Origin of the sequence: Loktanella fryxellensis, assembly GCF_900110065.1 — a bacterium.
Lineage (GTDB): Bacteria > Pseudomonadota > Alphaproteobacteria > Rhodobacterales > Rhodobacteraceae > Loktanella > Loktanella fryxellensis.
On sequence record NZ_FOCI01000003.1, the window covers coordinates 46220 to 63655 of the forward strand.

A 17436-nucleotide genomic window follows, 5' to 3' on the forward strand; every position below is an offset into this window, starting at 1 on the left:
TCCTCTTCTTCGGTTGGGTTCAATCTGTGGGTGGCGGCGGGGGGTTGCAAGCGGCGCGGTCCTTGTCATCTCCCGCCATTCGCCGCACCAATGAGCCACTGACGGCAGGGGGCGCATCATGTGGCAGTTCTGGGTGGATCGCGGCGGCACGTTCACGGACATCGTGGCGCGTGATCCCGCAGGCACCCTGCACACCCACAAACTGCTGTCCGAGGCACCGGAACGCTATGCCGACGCCGCCGTGCAGGGCATCCGCGACCTGCTGGGGCTGCAGCCCGGCGACCCGGTGCCCAAGGGTGTGATCGGTGCCGTCCGCATGGGCACCACGGTCGCCACGAATGCGTTGCTGGAGCGCAAGGGAGCGCCCACGCTGCTGGTCATCAACCGCGGGTTCGGGGACCTTTTGCGCATCGGCACGCAGAACCGCCCGCGCCTGTTCGACCTGCACATCGTCCTGCCTGATCAGTTGCCCGCGCAGGTGGCCGAGGTGGACGTGCGCCGCGCGGCGGACGGCGGCGTCGTGACACCGCTGGACGCGGGGCAGGTGCGACATCTGCTGCGCGCGGCCCATGAGGGCGGCCTGCGGTCCGTCGCGGTGGCACTGATGCACGGCTACCGCGCGCCACAGGACGAGGTGGCCATCGGGCGGTTGGCCGAGGAGGCGGGCTTCACCCAGATCTCCCTGTCGCATCAGGTCTCGCCGCTGATCAAGCTGGTGTCGCGCGGCGATACCACGGTCGTCGATGCCTACCTGTCGCCGATCCTGCGCCGTTACGTGGCGCAGGTCAGCACCGCGCTGGGCGGCGAAGGGCAGCTCATGTTCATGCAGTCGCACGGCGGATTGACCGATGCGGCGCGCTTTCAGGGCAAGGATGCGATCCTGTCGGGGCCGGCGGGCGGTGTCGTCGGCATGGTGCGCAGCGCGCAGGCGGCGGGGTTCGACAAGGTGATCGGCTTCGACATGGGCGGCACATCCACCGACGTTTGCCATTTCGCGGGCGCGTATGAGCGGTCGTTCGAGACCGAGGTGGCTGGCGTCAGGATGCGCGCGCCGATGATGGCGATCCACACGGTCGCGGCGGGTGGCGGGTCGATCCTGAGCTATGCGAACGGCCGGATGCAGGCGGGACCGGCCAGCGCCGGTGCCGATCCCGGCCCCGCCTGCTACCGCCGGGGCGGGCCGCTGACCGTGACCGACTGCAACGTGGTGCTGGGCCGGATCGTGCCGGACCGCTTTCCCGCGGTCTTCGGCCCCGACGGCGACGCGCCGCTGGATGCGGACGCGGCACGCGCGGCCTTTGCCGACATGGCGCAGGTGATTGCCGCCGACACCGGGCAGGCACCGCGCAGCCCCGAGGATCTGGCCGAAGGATTCCTGCGCATCGCGGTCGAGAACATGGCGAACGCGATCAAGAAGATCAGCGTGCAGCGCGGTTACGACGTGACAGGCTATGCGATGAACTGCTTTGGCGGGGCGGGCGGGCAGCACGCCTGTCAGGTCGCCGACGTGCTGGGCATGACGACGATCTATCTGCATCCTTTCGCCGGGGTGCTGTCCGCATTCGGCATGGGTCTGGCCGATGTCCGGGCGATCCGCGAGTATCAGTTCGCGCGGCCCTTGGCCCAGGTGGCAGAGGCCGGTGCGGTGCTGGACAGGCTGTCCGATGCGGTGCGGGCGGAGGTCGCGGCGCAGGGCATCGCACCAAGCGCGATCACCGTGCAGCGGAGCGTCCATGTTCGCGCCGAGGGGGCGCAGCAGACGCTGATCGTGCCGTTCGGTACCGTCGAGGCGATCGCTGAAGCCTTCGTCGCAGCCCACCGCCAGCGGTTCGGGTTCGCGCCCGCGACGGATGCGCTGATCCTCGATCAGTTGACGGCGGAAGGGGTGGGGGCCACCGGGCAGGACGTGGCCATCACGCCGCCCGCCACCACCACCGCCATCCCGGCCACCACCGCGCCGCTGTATCTGGCGGGTGCGTGGCGCGATGTGCCGCTGGTCGACCGGGCCGGGCTGGTGCCGGGCCAGACGGTCGCGGGGCCTGCGATCATCGTGGAACCCACCGGCACCAATCTGGTGGGCTGTGGCTGGCAGGCGACCGCACAGACGGGGGGCGACCTGATCCTGCGGCGCGTGGTGGCGCAGGCGCGGGGCATCGCCATCGGCACCCGCGTCGATCCGGTGATGCTCGAGGTGTTCAACAACCTCTTCATGTCGATCGCCGAACAGATGGGCGCGACGCTGGCCAACACCGCCTATTCGGTGAACATCAAGGAACGCTATGATTTCTCTTGCGCGATCTTCGACGCGGCGGGCGATCTGGTGGCGAACGCGCCGCATGTGCCGGTGCATCTGGGGTCGATGGCCGATTCCGTGCGCATGATCCTGCGTGAAGGGGCGGGCACGATCCGCCCCGGCGACGTGTTCATGACCAACGATCCCTACGACGGCGGCACGCACCTGCCGGACGTGACCGTCATCACCCCGGTCTTCGACGCGGGCGGCGAGCGCATCGTGATGACCGTTGCCAGCCGTGGGCACCATGCCGACATCGGCGGGACCACCCCCGGATCGGCCCCGCCCGACAGCCGCCGCATCAGTGAAGAGGGGGTGGTGATCCACAACCTGCGCCTCGTGAGGGAAGGCACTTTGCAGGAGGATGCCGCCCGAGACCTGCTGGCATCCGGCGACTGGCCCTGCCGCAACATCGACCAGAACATGGCCGACCTGCGCGCGCAGATCGCGGCCAACACCACCGGCGTGGCGGCGCTGCGCGGCGTGGTGGACCAGTTCGGGCTGGACGTGGTGCAGGCCTATATGGGTCACGTGCAGGACAATGCAGAGGAAAGCGTGCGCCGCGTGCTGGACGGGCTGGCGGATTGCGCCTTTACCTATCCCATGGACAGCGGCGCGCAGATCGCGGTGTCGGTCACCGTGGACCGCGCGGCACGGCAGGCGGTGATCGACTTCACCGGCACCTCGGCGCAGGACGCGCTGAACTACAACGCGCCTTTGGCGATCTGCCGGGCGGTGGTCCTCTATGTCTTTCGCACGCTGGTGGGGGCCGACATCCCGATGAACGAAGGCTGCCTGAAGCCGCTGACCCTGCAGGTGCCCGCCGGCAGCATGATCAACCCCGCCCATCCGGCGGCGGTGATCGCGGGGAATACCGAGGTCAGCCAGTCCATCGCCGACGCGCTGTTCGGCGCACTTGGCGTCGTGGCGGGATCGCAGGGCACGATGAACAACTTCACCTGGGGCAACGACCGCCATCAGAACTATGAAACCATCTGCGGCGGCACCGGGGCGGGACGGGGGTTCGACGGGGCCAGTGCGGTGCACAGCCACATGACGAATACCCGCATGACCGACCCCGAGGTGCTGGAAACCCGCTTTCCGGTCCGGCTGGAGGCGTTCGCGATCAGGCAGGGGTCTGGCGGCGACGGCGCCTTCCGGGGCGGTGATGGCGTGACCCGTCGGCTGCGCTTTCTGGAACCGATGACCGCCACCGTTTTGTCGTCGCATCGCATCACGCGGCCAGCGGGCATGGCCGGCGGCGGCGACGGGCAACCGGGTGTGAACTTGGTCGAACGTGGGGATGGCACGGTCGAGACGTTGCAGGGCAACGACGCTGCACTGATGCAGCCCGGCGACGTGTTCGTCATGCACACGCCGGGTGGCGGGGGTTTTGGCGCGGTCTGAGGGAACCGGAGCGTCCGTGCCGTGTTGCGACAGCAGCAGCGTGGCCGGATAGCGGCCCGTCCCAAGGAACCACATCCCATGATCCTCCAGATCGGCGTGCAGATGCACTATTCCATCGCCGCGCCCACCGACATCATCCTGCAGATCGCCGTCCCCAGCTTTGCCGATCAGCGCGTCATCACCGAAGAGATCGCCTTTGGCGAGACCATGCACCGCGCCACCGTCGCGGCCGAGGAGGGCATGGGCGAACGCACCCTGCTGCGCGTCGATCAGGATTTCGAGTGCAACTATGCCGCCAAGGTCGAGATCGACCGTCCCGCGCTGGACATCGCCCTGCTGCCCGCCACGCCGCCGCACCAACTGCCCGGCGATGCGGTGCGTTATCTGATGCCCTCGCGCTATTGCCAGTCCGACGAGTTGCAAAGCTTCGTGCTGGCCGAGTTCGGCGACAGCGAGGGCGGCGCGCGCATCGCCAAGCTGCGCGACTGGATCTTCGAGCGGTTCGCTTATGTGCCGGGGTCGAGCAATGCGCAGACCACCGCACTCGATACCTTCGTGCAGCGCAAGGGCGTGTGCCGCGATTTCGCCCATGTGCTGATCGCGCTCGCCCGTGCATCGGCGATTCCGGCACGGTTCGCGTCGGTCTATGCGCCACATGTCACGCCGCAGGATTTCCATGCGGTGGCGGAGGTGTATCTGGACGGCACGTGGCATCTGGTCGATGCGACTGGCATGGCCGCCGCCAACCAGATCGCCCGCATCGGCGTCGGTCTCGATGCGGCAGAAGTGGCATTCTTCTCCAGCTTCGGTCCCGTCACGATGCAGACCCAGTCGGTGCAGGTCACGCAGGACGCCTGAGTGAATACCCCGTAGCGGTGGGGGCGGATCGGGATTAAACCCGCGCAGCCTCCACCACCCAAGGGACCCCCTCGATGAAACGCATTCTGATATCGCTGCTGCTGCTGTCCGCCTCGCCGCTGGCTGCACAGACCCTCTATTTCTCGGCCATCCCCGACGACGACGAGACCCGCCTGACCGAACGCTTTGGCGCCGTCGCCGATTATCTGTCGACCGAGCTTGGGGTCGAGGTCGAATACGTGCCCGTCAAGAGCTATGCCGCAGCCGTCACCGCATTCACCAATGACCAGATCCAGCTGGGCTGGTTCGGTGGTCTGTCGGGCGTGCAGGCGCGCATCGCGGTGCCCGACAGCCGCGCGATTGCGCAAGGCGACGAGGATCAGACCTTCGTCACGTATTTCATCGCCAACACCGAAACGGGCCTGACACAGTCTGACGCCTTCCCCGATCTGGCGGGCCGCCGTTTCACCTTCGGTGCTGAAACCTCCACCTCGGGCCGCCTGATGCCGGAGTTCCACATCCGCGAAGAGACCGGACAGGCCCCCACCGACCTGTTTTCCGAGGTCGGCTATTCCGGCGACCACGGCCAGACCCTGCGGCTGGTGGCGTCCGGTGCGTTCGAAGTCGGTGCCCTGAACTACACCGTCTATGACACGGCGGTGGCCGAGGGTGCTGCCGAGGTCGAGACCGCCAAGGTCATCTGGCAGACGCCACCCTATCCCGACTACAACTGGACGATCCGTGGCGATGTGGATGCGCGGTTCGGCGAAGGCTTTGGCGACCGCGTGCAGGCGGCGCTGATCGGCATGGACGATCCCGCGCTGCTGGACCTGTTCCCGCGCAAGGCCTTAATCGTCGCCGACGATGCGATGTATCAGCCCATCGTCGACGTCGCGCGCGAGCTGGACCTGATCGACTGATGACCGCGCCACTGGTCGGGTTGCAGGACCAGACATTGGGCTGGGGTGGTCAGGCGGTCCTGCGCGGCATCGATCTTTCGCTGAGCGCTGGCGAACGTGTGGTGCTGCTGGGGCGCAGCGGCGTGGGCAAGAGCACGCTGCTGGCCGCCCTGCAGGGCGGCATCGCGGCCCGCGTCGCCTTGGTGCCGCAGGACCACGGGCTGGTCGGAAGCCTCAGCGTGTTTCACAACGTCTGGATGGGCGTGCTGGACGACCACGGCACGGCGTCTAATCTGCGCACGCTGGTCTGGCCTGCCAAGGCGCAGCGCGCGCGGGTGGAGGCGGTGCTGGAGGTCGTGGGTCTGGGCACCCTTGGCCGCCGCACGGTGGGCCGTCTGTCCGGCGGCCAGCGGCAGCGCGTGGCGCTGGCACGGGCCCTGCTGCGCCGTGGCGACGTGGTGCTTGGCGACGAGCCTGTCACGGCGCTGGACCCGTCGCAGGGGGCGTTGCTGCTGACGCATCTTGTGACGCAGTTTCCGACGGCGGTGCTGGCGCTGCATGATATCGATCAGGCGTTGCGGACGGCCACCCGCATCGTCGGCCTGCGCGGAGGCGGCATCGTGCTGGACGCGCCAGCCGCCGACCTGACCGCGGTCGATCTGCTGGCGCTCTACCGGTGATCCGCAGACGCCATGTCCTTGCAGGCTTTGCTGCGCTGACGCTGCTGGCGGTGGCCTTTGCCGATCTGGGTGCCGCGCGGCCCGATCCGTGGCTGACGCTGCGGGCCATCGGCGCGGGGCTGCTGTCGCCGGATTTCGGCGATCCTTGGGGCCTTGCGCGCGCGACCGGGCTGACCGTCGCCTTCGCCGTCTGCGGCGTGGCGCTGGGCGCTGTTGCGGGGCTGCTGATGGCCCCCCTCTATCACCGCACCCCCGTGCCGCTGTTCTGCATCACCATCCGCGCGGTGCACGAACTGTTCTGGGCGCTGCTGCTGCTGGGCATCACGGGGCTGTCGCCGCTGACCGGCGTGCTGGCCATCGGCGTGCCCTATGCGGGCATCTTCGCCAAGGTCTTTGCCGAGTATCTGGAGGAAGCGCCCGGCACGGCACCGCTGCCGCGCGGCGTGCCGTTCGTCGTGCAACTGCTGTGGGTGCGCCTGCCGCAGGCGCTGCCGATGATGCGGACCTATACGCTCTACCGGCTGGAATGCGGGTTGCGGTCATCCGCCGTCCTTGGCTTTATCGGCCTGCCGACGCTGGGCTATCAGTTGGAGACCGCCTTCCGTCAGGGCTTGTATGGCGAGGCGGTGGCGGTGCTGCTGCTGATCCTCGCCCTGATCCTGCCACTGCGGCACTGGGTGATCTGGCGGCTGGTGCCGCTGTATCTGGCGGCGTCCATTGCCGCGCTGGCGCTGGTGCCGACGCCGCCGATGGGCGCGGGGGCGGTGGGGCGGTTCCTGACCGGCATCGTGCCCGCGCCCTTGCGCACGGGTGCCGACTGGGGCGTCTGGCTGGACACGGTGTTCGTGGCGCAGGCGCTGCCGGGGTCGGTGGCGACGCTGGTGGTCAGCCAGATCGCGCTGGCGGGTGCTGCGGTTCTGGCCGCTGCCCTGTTCCCGCTGATCGTGCGCCGCGTGGTGGGGCGCGTGGGGGCGGCACTGGGGCATGGCGTACTGGTCGTGCTGCGGTCGATTCCAGACTACATGCTGGCGTTCGTGCTGCTGCAGATCCTTGGCCCGTCGATGCTGCCCGCCGTGCTGGCGCTGGCGCTGCACAACGGGGCGATCGTGGCGCATCTGCTGGGCCGTCAGGCGGATGCCCTGCCGCAGCGGACAGATGCGCCGCAGGGTCTGACCCTGTGGGCGTGGGACCTGTTCCCGCGCCTGTCAGGCGCATTCTGGGCGCTGTGCCTCTATCGCTGGGAGATCATCCTGCGCGACAGCGCGATCATGGGCCTGCTGGGGATCGGCACGCTTGGGTTCTATGTGCAAAGCAACGTGGCCACCCTGCGGATGGACCGGGTGATGGCGCTGCTGGCGGTCTGCGTGCTGCTGACGCTGCTGGTGGACACCCTGTCGCGGCGGCTGCGGGCGGCGATGCGCGACGGGCCCGCCCTGCGGATCGAGGGGGCAAACGGCATGTGCTGACCGGGGCGGCACCTGCGACAGGGTGACGCTGTGGTGTGTGCCGTCAGAAGTGGCCCGCCATGTGCTGCGCGCTATCTTGCGCACAAAGACCGCTCCTCCCAGAAAGGCCACGCCATGAAAGACGACACTTCCAAGGAACACGCAGCCACACAGGGCGCGTGCCCGTTCCGTGGCACCCGCATCGGCGGCGCCATCGGGTCCGAGCCGCAACTGGATCATTGGTGGCCGAACCGGCTCAAGGTCGAGCTGCTGCATCAGGACCCACCGCATGCCAACCCGCTGGGCCACGACTTCGACTATGCCGCGGAATTCGCGAAACTCGACCTCGACGCGGTCAAGGCCGACATCAAGGCGTTCCTGACCACGTCCGTGGAATGGTGGCCGTCGGATTACGGCAACTACGGTCCGCAGATGATCCGCATGGCATGGCATTCCGCCGGTACCTACCGCATCGCCGACGGGCGCGGTGGCGCGGGGCAGGGGATGCAGCGTTTCGCGCCGACAAGCTCGTGGTGGGACAACGGCAACATCGACAAGTCGCGCCGCCTTGTCGCACCGATCAAGGCCAAGTACGGCGCCACCCTGTCCTGGGCCGATCTGATGGTGCTGACCGGCAACTGCGCGCTGGAGATCATGGATTTCCCGACCACGGGCTTTGCCGGTGGCCGAGAGGACGCGTGGGAGGCCGACAAGGCGACCTACTGGGGTCCCGAAGGCTGGCACGGCAAGCGGCCGACCGAAACGCCCGCCGGTGGCGGCATCGGCCAGCCCGAGCAGATGGTCACGCGCACCCTGCGATGGGAAGGCCAGCCGGGCGAGGATCACTACGACCTTGAAAACCCGCTGGCGGCGTCGAACCAGTCGCTGATCTACGTCGATCCCGAAGGTCCGAACGGCAACGGCGTACCGATGGACAGCGCCCGCGACATCCGCGAGACGTTCGCCCGCATGGGCATGAACGACATGGAAACCGTGGCGCTGATCGCCGGTGGCCATGCCTTTGGCAAATCGCACGGCATGACGCCGCCGACCCAGATCGGTGCCGCACCCGAGGCGGCCCCCCTGCAGGCGATGGGCTTTGGCTGGCACAACCCGCGCGGCACCGGCAACGGTGCGGACACGATGACCAACGGCATCGAAGGGTCTTGGACTCCGAATCCGACGATGTGGGACAACGACTATCTGACGAACCTGTTCAAGTTCGAGTGGCAGCAGACCAAGTCGCCCGCCGGTGCGTTGCAGTGGACACCCGTCGATCCTGACGCGCCCAAGACGCCCGACGCGCACATCCCCGGTCAGATGAACCCGCTGATGATGATGACGACCGACATCGCGCTGAAGGTCGATCCGGCCTACCGCGCCGTCTGCGAGCATTTCCTCGCGGATTTCTATGCTTTCACCACTGCCTTCTCCGAGGCGTGGTTCAAGCTGATCCACCGCGACATGGGGCCGAAGGACCGCTACCTCGGCAAGGAAGTTCCCGCCCGCGACTTCATCTGGCAGGACCCGATCCCCGCCAACGACGGCTATGCGCTGTCGGATGCGGATGTGGCCCGGCTGAAGGACATGATCCATGCCACCGGCCTGTCGGTGCAGGACATGGTGGGCACGGCATGGGCCTCTGCGTCGACCTATCGCAAGTCGGACAAGCGGGGCGGTGCCAACGGCGCGCGCATCCAGCTGGAACCGCAACGGTCGTGGGCGGTGAACAACCCCGCCAACCTGTCGCGCGTGCTGGACGTGCTGGCGGGCGTGAAGGCCGACTTCGGCCGCGTCAGCATGGCCGATCTGATCGTGCTGGCGGGTTGCGCCGGCGTGGAAAAGGCGGCCCGTGACGCGGGCGTGGCGGTCGACGTGCCCTTCGTCGGCGGCCGCATGGACACCACGCAGGAGTGGACGGACATCGAGATGACCAACTGGCTGCAGCCGGTCGTCGACGGTTTCCGCAACTACACCAACCCGGACGTGGGCTATCACGTGGCAGCGGAGCATCTGTTCCTTGACCGCGCGCATCTGCTGGAACTGACGGCACCGGAATGGACCGCCCTGACTGGCGGATTGAAGGTCATCGCGGGCACCTACGACGGATCGGCGCATGGCGTGTTCACCGACCGCCCCGGTGTGCTGACCAACGACTTCTTCACCGTGCTGACCAGCATGGAGTACGAGGTGAAGCCGCAGGACAGCCGTGAGCAGACCTTCGATCTGGTCACGCGGAACGGCGGCGAGACCCGGTATACCGCGACGCGCTGCGATCTGGTGTTCGGCGCCAACGCGCAACTGCGTCAGGTGGCAGAGGTCTATGCCGCAGCCGACGGCCATGCGCGGCTGGTCCGCGACTTCGTCAAGGCGTGGCACAAGGTCATGATGCTCGACCGTTTCGACATCCCCGAGGCGCGCCGCGCCGCCGTCAAGGTCTGCTGACCTACTGCATGCGACACGAAACCGGCCCCCATCGCGGGGCCGGTTTTTTCATGCCCGGTGATGACTTGGGCTTTACACGAGGGCGTGCGCAGGCCGACTATGGACCCCCGTCCGAAAGGCCAATCCATGCAGATCACCCCCCTGACCGACCGCCCCAGCCGTGCAGGATCGCCCGACTGGTTCACCGGCGACGTGACGATGACGCCGCTGTTCGGCGACGCAGCACCCAGCCGGGTGGCGGGTGCTTTGGTCCGCTTCGCCCCCGGCGCGCGGACGCACTGGCACACGCATCCGCTGGGACAGGTGCTGATCGTGACCGAAGGGGTGGGGCGCGTGCAGACGATGGGCGGCCCGGTGCGGGTGATACGCGCGGGCGACGTGGTGCGCTTTGCCCCCGGTGAAAACCATTGGCACGGGGCCACCCCGGATCACGCGATGAGCCACATTGCCGTGCATGAGGCGGTTGATGGCAGCGCCGTGACATGGGGGCAGGCGGTCAGCGGCGACGATTACGCGGGCCCCGCGACCTGACCGGGCCGGTTAGTCGAAGACGATCACGTTCCGCTTTGCCGACCCGGTGCGGGTATCGGCGATGGCGGCGTTGATCTCCTCCAGCGGCCAGGTGCGGCTGATCAGCTCGTCCAGCCTTAACCGGCCTTGCGCGTGCAGGTCCACCAGCCACGGGATGTCGCGCGCGATCACCACGTCGCCCATCTTGGACCCGATCAATGCCTGACCCGATGCCGCGACCTTCACCGGCTCGATCGCCGCCATGGCCCCGGAATGCGGCATGCCGACCATCACGACGCGGCCCCCCATGCCGAGGTATTGCGCCGCGCTCTCGTACGCTGCCACCGCGCCCACGGTGACGATCACCGCATCCGCGCCGCGGCCCATCGCCGCCTTTGCCGCGCGCCACGGACGCTCATCGGTTGCCAGCACGCCGTCGGTGGCGCCAAAGTTGCGGGCGATGGCCAGCTTCTCCTCGGTCATGTCGACGGCGACGATGCGGCGCGCGCCTGCGATGCGCGCGCCCTGGATCGCGTTCAGCCCGACGCCGCCCGCGCCGATCACCACCACGTCCTGCCCGGCGCGCAGACCCGCGGTGTTCACCACCGCGCCCACGCCGGTGATGACGCCGCAGGCCAGCAGCGAAGCTGCGACCAGATCCATGCCTGCTGGCAAGCGCACGACCTGCGTCGCCATCACGACCACCCGTTCCGCGAAACCGCCCACGTCGAGGCCCTGTGCAATTGCGCTGCCGTCGCTGGCGGTCAGCGGGCCGGGATGGGGGGCTGGCGTGGTGCACAGGACGGGGCGCCCGGTGGCACAGGTGACGCAGGACCCGCAGGCGCGGATCAGCGTGACCACGACCGGATCGCCCACGCTCATGCCGCGCACGCCGTCTCCGGCGGCGCTGACATGCCCCGCCGCCTCGTGGCCATAGACCACCGGCAACCGCCCGCCCCACGCCCCGTCGGCATAGGAGATGTCGGAATGGCAGACGGCGCAGGCGCGCAAGGTCACCTCGACCTCGCCGGACAGGGGTGCGCGCAGGGTGACGGTCTCGATCCGCAGGGGGGTGCCGTGGGCGTGGCTGACGGCCGCCTTGATCTGGGTGGTCATGAACTGGTCCCGATGTTTTTCCGCAGGGTGCGGCGGGGCAGGGCCAGCCGCAACCCCTAGCGTTTCGCCATCCGCATCGTCGCGAACACCACGATGCTGCCCGTCACCAGCATGGCAGCCAGCAGGAACGGCGCACCCGGCAGGTGGATGCCTGCGCGGTCGGTGGTGAACAGCCAGAACGTCTGCGTCATCAGAAGGGGTGCTATGATCGTGGCGACCGCGTTCACGCTGGTCAGCACGCCCTGCAATTCGCCCTGCTGGTCGTCGGCGGCGGTGCGCGACATGATCCCCTGCAGGGCAGGTCCCGCGATGGACCCCAGTGCCGTCAGCGGCGTCAGCACCAGCGCCAGCCAACCCTGCTGCACGAAGGCCAGCATGACAAACGCCGCCACGTCGATCGACAGGCCGAGGATCACCGTCCGCCTCTCTCCCAACCGGGCGATGATCGGCTTGATCAGCAGACCCTGCACCACCGCGATGCCGATGCCGAAGACTGCCAGCGACAGCCCGATGGTCCCCGGCCCCCAGCCGAACTGCGCCTGACCGTAGAACGCCCAGACCGACGGATAGACCACGAAGGCGATGGAATAGATGAAGACGACGGCGAGCAGCCGCCCCAGCCCCGGCAGCGCCCCGATGTGGCGCAGCGCGCCCAGCGGATTGGCGCGCCGCCACTGGAAGGGGCGCCGGATGCGGTCCGTCACGGTTTCCGGCAGCACGAAGTAACCGAAGGCCACGTTGAGCGCCGCCAGCGCCGCCGCCGCATAGAACGGCGCACGTTCGCCCCAGACCCCCAGCGCGCCGCCGATCAGCGGCCCCACCACGAAGCCGACGCCGAAGGCCGCGCCGATCAGGCCGAAATTGGCGGCTTTCTCCTCTGGCTTCGATATGTCCGCCATGTAGGCGGTCGCGGTGCCCTGGGTCGCCGCCGTGATGCCGCCGATCACCCGGCCCAGCACCAGAAGCCAGATGGTGTGCGCCACGGCCATCATCAGATAATCCAGCGCCATCACCGTCAGCGCCACCAGCAGCACCGGGCGGCGGCCCCAGCGGTCCGAGATCGCGCCTACGGTCGGCCCGCAGAGGAACTGCATGACTGCAAAGACCGTCGCCAGCACGCCGCCCCACACCGCCGCATTGGCCAGTGTGCCCCCCTCGACCGACTGGATGAGGTCCGGCATCACCGGCAGGATCAGACCGATCCCCATGGCGTCGATCATCACGGTGATCAGGATAAAGACGACGGGCAGCGGCATGGTCAGTCAGCCGCCGTCGCATCCGCGACCGTTCCGGTCCGGATCAGGAAATCGGTCAGGATGCGGGCATAGGCGTCCGGCTGTTCGACGCAGGGCAGGTGGCCTGCCCGGCGGATGATGTGAAAGCTGGCCCCCGGGATCAGATATAGGGTTTCCCGCACCAGATCGGGCGGGGTGGAGCCATCTTCCGACCCCGCGATACCCAGCGTCGGCAGGCGCAGCCCGCTGGTCGGCGTCATGAAATCGGTGCCGGCGATGGCGGCGCAGACGCCGGTATAGCCCTGCCGGGGCGTATCCTCGAGCATCCGTTGCCAATGATTCATGGCAGGCGTGCCGTAGAAGTCGCGCCCGAACCAGCGCTGCATGACCGTGTCGGACAGGGACGCGATGCCATGCGCCTCGATTGCGGCGATGCGGTCGGCCCACAGCGTCGGATTGCCGATGCGGGCGGCGGTGTTCGACAGCACCAGTGCCCGCACGATGTCCATCCGCTTGACCGCCAGCCCCTGCGCGATCATGCCGCCGACGCTGAGGCCGACATAGACGGCATTGCGCACTGCCAGCTGGTCGCAGACCGCCTCGGCATCGGCGATGAGCTGGCCCATGCTGTAGGGCCCAATCGGCGCATCCGATTGCCCATGCCCCCGCGTGTCCCAGCGGACGTAGCGGATGCCCGCAGGCAGCAGGTCCATGACCGGGTCCCACAGGTGCAGCGTGGTGCCCAGCGAATTGGCGAAGACGACCGTGGGCGTCGCACGATCGGCAGGGCCGTCGACGCGGGCGTGCAGCGTGATCCCGTCACGGGTGATGCGGTGCTCGGTCATGGCGGCTCTCCTCTTGCGGTCCGTGATAGCGGGGCCGCGCGGTGCCCGCAAATGCCCGTTCACAGGCCGGGATATGTGCCGATGACCCGTGCGAACAGGGCGGGGTCCACGTTGCCGCCCGTGGCGACGGCGATCACCGCATCGCCCTGCACGGTGTGCGGGTGGAACAGCGCCGCCGCAAGGGCCACCGCGCCGCCCGGTTCGACCACGATCCGCAGGTGATGGAACGCCAGCGCCATCGCCCGCAGGCAGTCGTCGTCCGTGACCACGATCCCCGGCCCGCACCGGTCGCGCATGATCGGAAACGTCAGATCGCCCGGCTGCGGCGTCACGATGGCGTCGCAGATCGACCCTTCCGCCTGCGCATTGCGCTGGATCGTGCCCGCTGCCAGCGACCGCGTCACGTCGTCGAAGCCCGCAGGCTCGCACGGCCGCGCCCGCAGACCCGGTGCGCCGTCCTGCAGCGCGAGGGCGATGCCGCCGGTCAGCCCGCCGCCGCCGCAGCAGATCAGGACGTCGGCCTGCGTGATACCCTCCTCCGCCGCCTGCGCGGCGATCTCCAGACCGCAGGTGCCTTGGCCCGCGATCACCTCCGGCTCGTCATAGGGCTTGATCAGCGTCAGCCCGCGCGCCTGCGCCTGCGCCTGCCCGATGGCGTCGCGGTCCTCGGTCGCGCGGTCGTAAAGGATCACCTCGGCCCCCAGCGCGCGGGTGTTCGCGATCTTCACGGCGGGCGCGTTGGCGGGCATCACGATGACCGCAGGCGCACCCAGCGTCCGCGCCGCCAGTGCCACCCCCTGCGCGTGGTTGCCGGAGGAGTAGGCGATGACGCCCGCCCCGCGCTGCGCGTCCGTCAGCGCCGACACCGCCGCCCAGCCGCCCCGGAACTTGAAGCTGCCGGTGTGCTGCAGACACTCCGCCTTGACCAGCACCCGCCGCCCCGCCAGCGCGTCGAGGGCGGGCGAGCTCAGCAGCGGCGTCTGGCGGACGTGCCCTCGTGCCCGCAGCGCCGCCGCGCGGATCATGTCGATGTTCATGCCATCTGCCCCAGCCAGCGGTGCAGGGCGTCCAGCGCCGCGGGCTCGTCGAGGAACGGGACATGCCCCCGGTCGGGCACCGTGGTGAAGATCCCGTCGGGACGGCGGCGCTGCATCTCCTCCCACGTGGCGACCGACAGCAGGTCGCTGTTCGCCCCCCGGATCGCTGCCAGCGGCAGGCCCGCGGTCGCATCATAGATCGGCCACAGGTCCGGCATCCCGGTCTTGCCGTCGCCCAGCGTCTGCGCCAGTGCCGGGTCGTAGCGGATCACCAGCCCCTCCGCCGTCTGGTCGTAATGCTGCGCCACCTCGGCCAGCCAGCGGTCCATCGGGACACCCTTGAATGCGGCCCAGTGCGCGGCGCGGAACGCTGCCGCATCCGCATGGGTCTTCTGCGCCGGGTTGCGACCCACATAGCCCGTGATGACCGCCAGTCCGTGCGGGTCGATCACCGGGCCGATGTCGTTCAGCGCCAGCCCCGACAGACGGTCGTGGGCGGTCGCGGCCAGCATCATGCCGATCAGCCCCCCGCGCGACGTGCCGAGGATCGCCACGCGGTCCAGCCCCAGATGATCCAGCAGCGCCAGCGCATCCTGCGCCTCGACAGGCACTGTATAGGTCGCTGGATCCGCCCAGTCCGACCGCCCCCGCCCGCGATAATCGAGGCGGATCAGACGGCAGGCCAGATGCGGCGCCACATGGTCGAAATCCGCGCCGTTGCGCGTCAGGCCCGCCAGCGCCAGCACGGGCAGGCCGGTGCCCGTGTCGTCGTAGTGCAGGCGCGTGCCGTCGGAGGCGATGAAATCAGGCATCAGATCAGCTCCGGCACGGGTGACAGGTCGGGCATCACATGCTGCGGCGTGGCATAGAGGCGGTCCATCGGCGCGCCGTCACGGTTCACCCAGACGGTGCGGAACCCGTAACCCGCCGCCCCTGCCGCGTCCCAGCCATTGGACGAGGCGAACAGCACCGCATCCCGCCTGCAATGGAACCGGTCGCCCACAAGGTCATAGACCCGCTCGTGCGGCTTGAACATCTGCACCGTCTCGACCGACAGGACGTCGTCCAGCAGGTCGGTCAAACCCGCCAGCGTCACGGCAGCACGCAGCATGTCCGGTGCGCCATTGGACAGGATCGCGGTGTTCATCCCCTTCGCCTTCAGCGCGCGCAGCATGGCGGGCACCTCCGGATAGGCCTCGATCTCCCAGTACAGCGCCAGCAGGCGGGGCCGCAGCGCCGGATCGTCCAGCCCCGCCACCGCCATCGCCCAGTCGAGGGCGTCCTGCGTCACCTGCCAGAAATCGCAGTGCCGGTCGGCGATGGTGCGCAGCCAGCTGTATTCCAGCTGCTTGCGCCGCCAGTCGCTGGCAAGCTGCGGCCAGACCGCGGCCAGCCGGTCCTGTCCCGGCTCAGCCGCCACGCGCCGGGCGGCGGAGTTCACGTCGAACAGGGTGCCGTAGGCGTCGAAGATGCAGGTGGTGATGGCCATGGCGGCTCCCTTCGTGCGGTCGGGCGAACAGTGGCACGGGTGCGGGGTGGGGGAAAGGGCAGGTGGCCCCGGCACGGTCGCCTCCGGCTGCGTCACCGCCGCCCTCAAGACGTGATGACGCGTCCACCCGCGCGCCGTACCGGCCGCACGCCACATTCCAGAAAACGCTCACCGCGCAGCATACACATCGCACCATCAGGCGAGGCGCCGCACCGACCGCCCGTGCCGCCTTGGCGTGGACCACACCCGCCCCCACAGACATCGCCCCGTCGTCACAGCGAACGCCGCGCCCGGGTCCCCCGTTCTTCTGGTCAAAAATATCCCGGGGGGTGGCCGCGCAGCGGACGGGGGGCTGGCCCCCCAGCGACACCGGCCACCGCACACAAGGGTCAGAGGTTGTCGGCCTGCGGCATGCCCAGCACATGGAATCCGCCGTCCACGCGGATGATCTCGCCGTTGGTATAGGCGCCCGCGTCGGACGCGAGGTAGACCGCCGTGCCGCCCACTGCCTCCAGCGTGGCATTGGACCGCGCGGGGGTGTTCATTTCCGTGTGGCGGAAGGTGCGGCGCGCGCCGGTGATGGCAGAGCCTGCCAGCGTCTTCATCGGGCCGGGGCTGATCGCGTTCACGCGGATGCCCTGCGGGCCAAGGTCGTTGGCCAGATAGCGCACGGCGCTTTCCAGCGCGGCCTTGGCCACGCCCATCACGTTGTAGAACGGCGTGACGCGGTTGCTGCCCTGATAGGTGAGGGTCAGGATCGTGCCGCCATCCGGCATCAGCTCTGCGGCGCGCCGCGCCACGTCGATCAGCGAATAGCACGAGATGGTCAGCGCGGTCTGGAAGTTGGCGCGGCTGGTGTTGCTGAACCGCCCCGCCAGTTCGGACTTGTCCGCAAAGGCGATGGCATGGACGACGAAGTCGATGGTGCCCCAGCGGTCCTTCAACGAGGCGAACGCCGCATCCATGCTGGCATCGTCGGTCACGTCCACGTCGATCATGATGTCCGACCCGACGCTGGCCGCCAGAGGCGCCAGCCGCTTGCCGAACGCTTCGCCCTGATAGGTGAAGGCCAGTTCGGCCCCGGCCTCCGACATGGCCTTGGCGATGCCCCAGGCGATGGACCGTTCGTTCGCGACCCCCATGACGAGGCCGCGTTTCCCCTGCAATCCGATCATCA

14 protein-coding genes are annotated in these 17436 nt (G+C 68.8%); 7 read left to right on the forward strand and 7 right to left on the reverse strand.

Annotated features, from left to right (window positions below; translation table 11 throughout):
• Positions 1 to 118 precede the first annotated feature (118 nt).
• The 7 genes from BMX16_RS03585 to BMX16_RS03615 all read left to right on the forward strand — a co-directional run bounded on the left by BMX16_RS03585 (position 119) and on the right by BMX16_RS03615 (position 10558).
• Positions 119 to 3700 (forward strand): hydantoinase B/oxoprolinase family protein, encoded by a 3582-nt coding sequence (locus BMX16_RS03585; RefSeq protein WP_089898822.1) that lies wholly within the window; start codon positions 119 to 121, stop codon positions 3698 to 3700.
• Positions 3701 to 3778: 78 nt separating this feature from the next.
• Positions 3779 to 4558, forward strand: a complete 780-nt coding sequence (locus BMX16_RS03590; protein WP_089898826.1) for a transglutaminase-like domain-containing protein — start codon at positions 3779 to 3781, stop codon at positions 4556 to 4558.
• 74 nt (positions 4559 to 4632) lie between these two features.
• Entirely contained in the window at positions 4633 to 5478 is an 846-nt protein-coding gene (locus BMX16_RS03595) for a putative selenate ABC transporter substrate-binding protein (RefSeq protein ID WP_089898829.1), read from the forward strand.
• On the forward strand, positions 5478 to 6137 hold the full coding sequence (locus BMX16_RS03600; RefSeq protein WP_089898832.1) for an ATP-binding cassette domain-containing protein: 660 nt from the start codon (positions 5478 to 5480) through the stop codon (positions 6135 to 6137). Before BMX16_RS03595 ends, BMX16_RS03600 begins: the two co-directional genes overlap by 1 nt.
• On the forward strand, positions 6134 to 7603 hold the full coding sequence (locus BMX16_RS03605) for a PhnE/PtxC family ABC transporter permease (RefSeq protein WP_089898835.1): 1470 nt from the start codon (positions 6134 to 6136) through the stop codon (positions 7601 to 7603). Before BMX16_RS03600 ends, BMX16_RS03605 begins: the two co-directional genes overlap by 4 nt.
• 114 nt (positions 7604 to 7717) lie before the next feature.
• Positions 7718 to 10027, forward strand: a complete 2310-nt coding sequence (gene katG / locus BMX16_RS03610; RefSeq protein ID WP_089898839.1) for a catalase/peroxidase HPI — start codon at positions 7718 to 7720, stop codon at positions 10025 to 10027.
• A gap of 126 nt (positions 10028 to 10153) precedes the next feature.
• Positions 10154 to 10558, forward strand: coding sequence for a (R)-mandelonitrile lyase (locus BMX16_RS03615; protein ID WP_089898843.1), 405 nt, complete (start codon positions 10154 to 10156; stop codon positions 10556 to 10558).
• Between the two features lie 9 nt (positions 10559 to 10567).
• Here BMX16_RS03615 and BMX16_RS03620 read toward each other — a convergent pair whose 3' ends face one another.
• From BMX16_RS03620 to BMX16_RS03650, 7 genes are all read right to left on the reverse strand, one after another.
• The gene (locus tag BMX16_RS03620; protein WP_089898846.1) at positions 10568 to 11653 is read right to left on the reverse strand and encodes an alcohol dehydrogenase catalytic domain-containing protein; all 1086 of its coding nucleotides are present in this window, start codon (positions 11651 to 11653) and stop codon (positions 10568 to 10570) included.
• Between the two features lie 56 nt (positions 11654 to 11709).
• Positions 11710 to 12909 (reverse strand): TCR/Tet family MFS transporter, encoded by a 1200-nt coding sequence (locus BMX16_RS03625; RefSeq protein WP_089898849.1) that lies wholly within the window; start codon positions 12907 to 12909, stop codon positions 11710 to 11712.
• Positions 12910 to 12911: 2 nt separating this feature from the next.
• Positions 12912 to 13733, reverse strand: coding sequence for a 3-oxoadipate enol-lactonase (gene pcaD / locus BMX16_RS03630; RefSeq protein ID WP_089898852.1), 822 nt, complete (start codon positions 13731 to 13733; stop codon positions 12912 to 12914).
• A 59-nt stretch (positions 13734 to 13792) separates the two neighbouring features.
• Positions 13793 to 14770, reverse strand: coding sequence for a threonine ammonia-lyase (locus tag BMX16_RS03635; protein WP_089898853.1), 978 nt, complete (start codon positions 14768 to 14770; stop codon positions 13793 to 13795).
• A complete protein-coding gene (locus tag BMX16_RS03640; RefSeq protein ID WP_089898856.1) occupies positions 14767 to 15582 on the reverse strand; it encodes an alpha/beta fold hydrolase in 816 nt (271 codons plus the stop codon). The genes BMX16_RS03635 and BMX16_RS03640 overlap by 4 nt, the downstream gene beginning before the upstream one ends.
• Complete coding sequence (locus BMX16_RS03645) at positions 15582 to 16259, reverse strand: haloacid dehalogenase type II (protein ID WP_089898859.1); 678 nt, start codon at positions 16257 to 16259, stop codon at positions 15582 to 15584. Before BMX16_RS03645 ends, BMX16_RS03640 begins: the two co-directional genes overlap by 1 nt.
• Before the next feature lie 389 nt (positions 16260 to 16648).
• Positions 16649 to 17434, reverse strand: a complete 786-nt coding sequence (locus BMX16_RS03650) for an enoyl-ACP reductase FabI (protein WP_089898862.1) — start codon at positions 17432 to 17434, stop codon at positions 16649 to 16651.
• Positions 17435 to 17436 lie beyond the last annotated feature (2 nt).

Coding starts and splice junctions, on each gene's coding strand:
- BMX16_RS03585 (WP_089898822.1), top strand. CDS start 119: ATGTGGCAGTTCTGGGTGGATCGCGGCGGCACGTTCACGGACATCGTG.
- BMX16_RS03600 (WP_089898832.1), top strand. CDS start 5,478: ATGACCGCGCCACTGGTCGGGTTGCAGGACCAGACATTGGGCTGGGGT.
- BMX16_RS03590 (WP_089898826.1), top strand. CDS start 3,779: ATGATCCTCCAGATCGGCGTGCAGATGCACTATTCCATCGCCGCGCCC.
- BMX16_RS03645 (WP_089898859.1), bottom strand. CDS start 16,259: ATGGCCATCACCACCTGCATCTTCGACGCCTACGGCACCCTGTTCGAC.
- BMX16_RS03625 (WP_089898849.1), bottom strand. CDS start 12,909: ATGCCGCTGCCCGTCGTCTTTATCCTGATCACCGTGATGATCGACGCC.
- BMX16_RS03635 (WP_089898853.1), bottom strand. CDS start 14,770: ATGAACATCGACATGATCCGCGCGGCGGCGCTGCGGGCACGAGGGCAC.
- pcaD (WP_089898852.1), bottom strand. CDS start 13,733: ATGACCGAGCACCGCATCACCCGTGACGGGATCACGCTGCACGCCCGC.
- katG (WP_089898839.1), top strand. CDS start 7,718: ATGAAAGACGACACTTCCAAGGAACACGCAGCCACACAGGGCGCGTGC.
- BMX16_RS03595 (WP_089898829.1), top strand. CDS start 4,633: ATGAAACGCATTCTGATATCGCTGCTGCTGCTGTCCGCCTCGCCGCTG.
- BMX16_RS03615 (WP_089898843.1), top strand. CDS start 10,154: ATGCAGATCACCCCCCTGACCGACCGCCCCAGCCGTGCAGGATCGCCC.
- BMX16_RS03620 (WP_089898846.1), bottom strand. CDS start 11,653: ATGACCACCCAGATCAAGGCGGCCGTCAGCCACGCCCACGGCACCCCC.
- BMX16_RS03650 (WP_089898862.1), bottom strand. CDS start 17,434: ATGATCGGATTGCAGGGGAAACGCGGCCTCGTCATGGGGGTCGCGAAC.
- BMX16_RS03640 (WP_089898856.1), bottom strand. CDS start 15,582: ATGCCTGATTTCATCGCCTCCGACGGCACGCGCCTGCACTACGACGAC.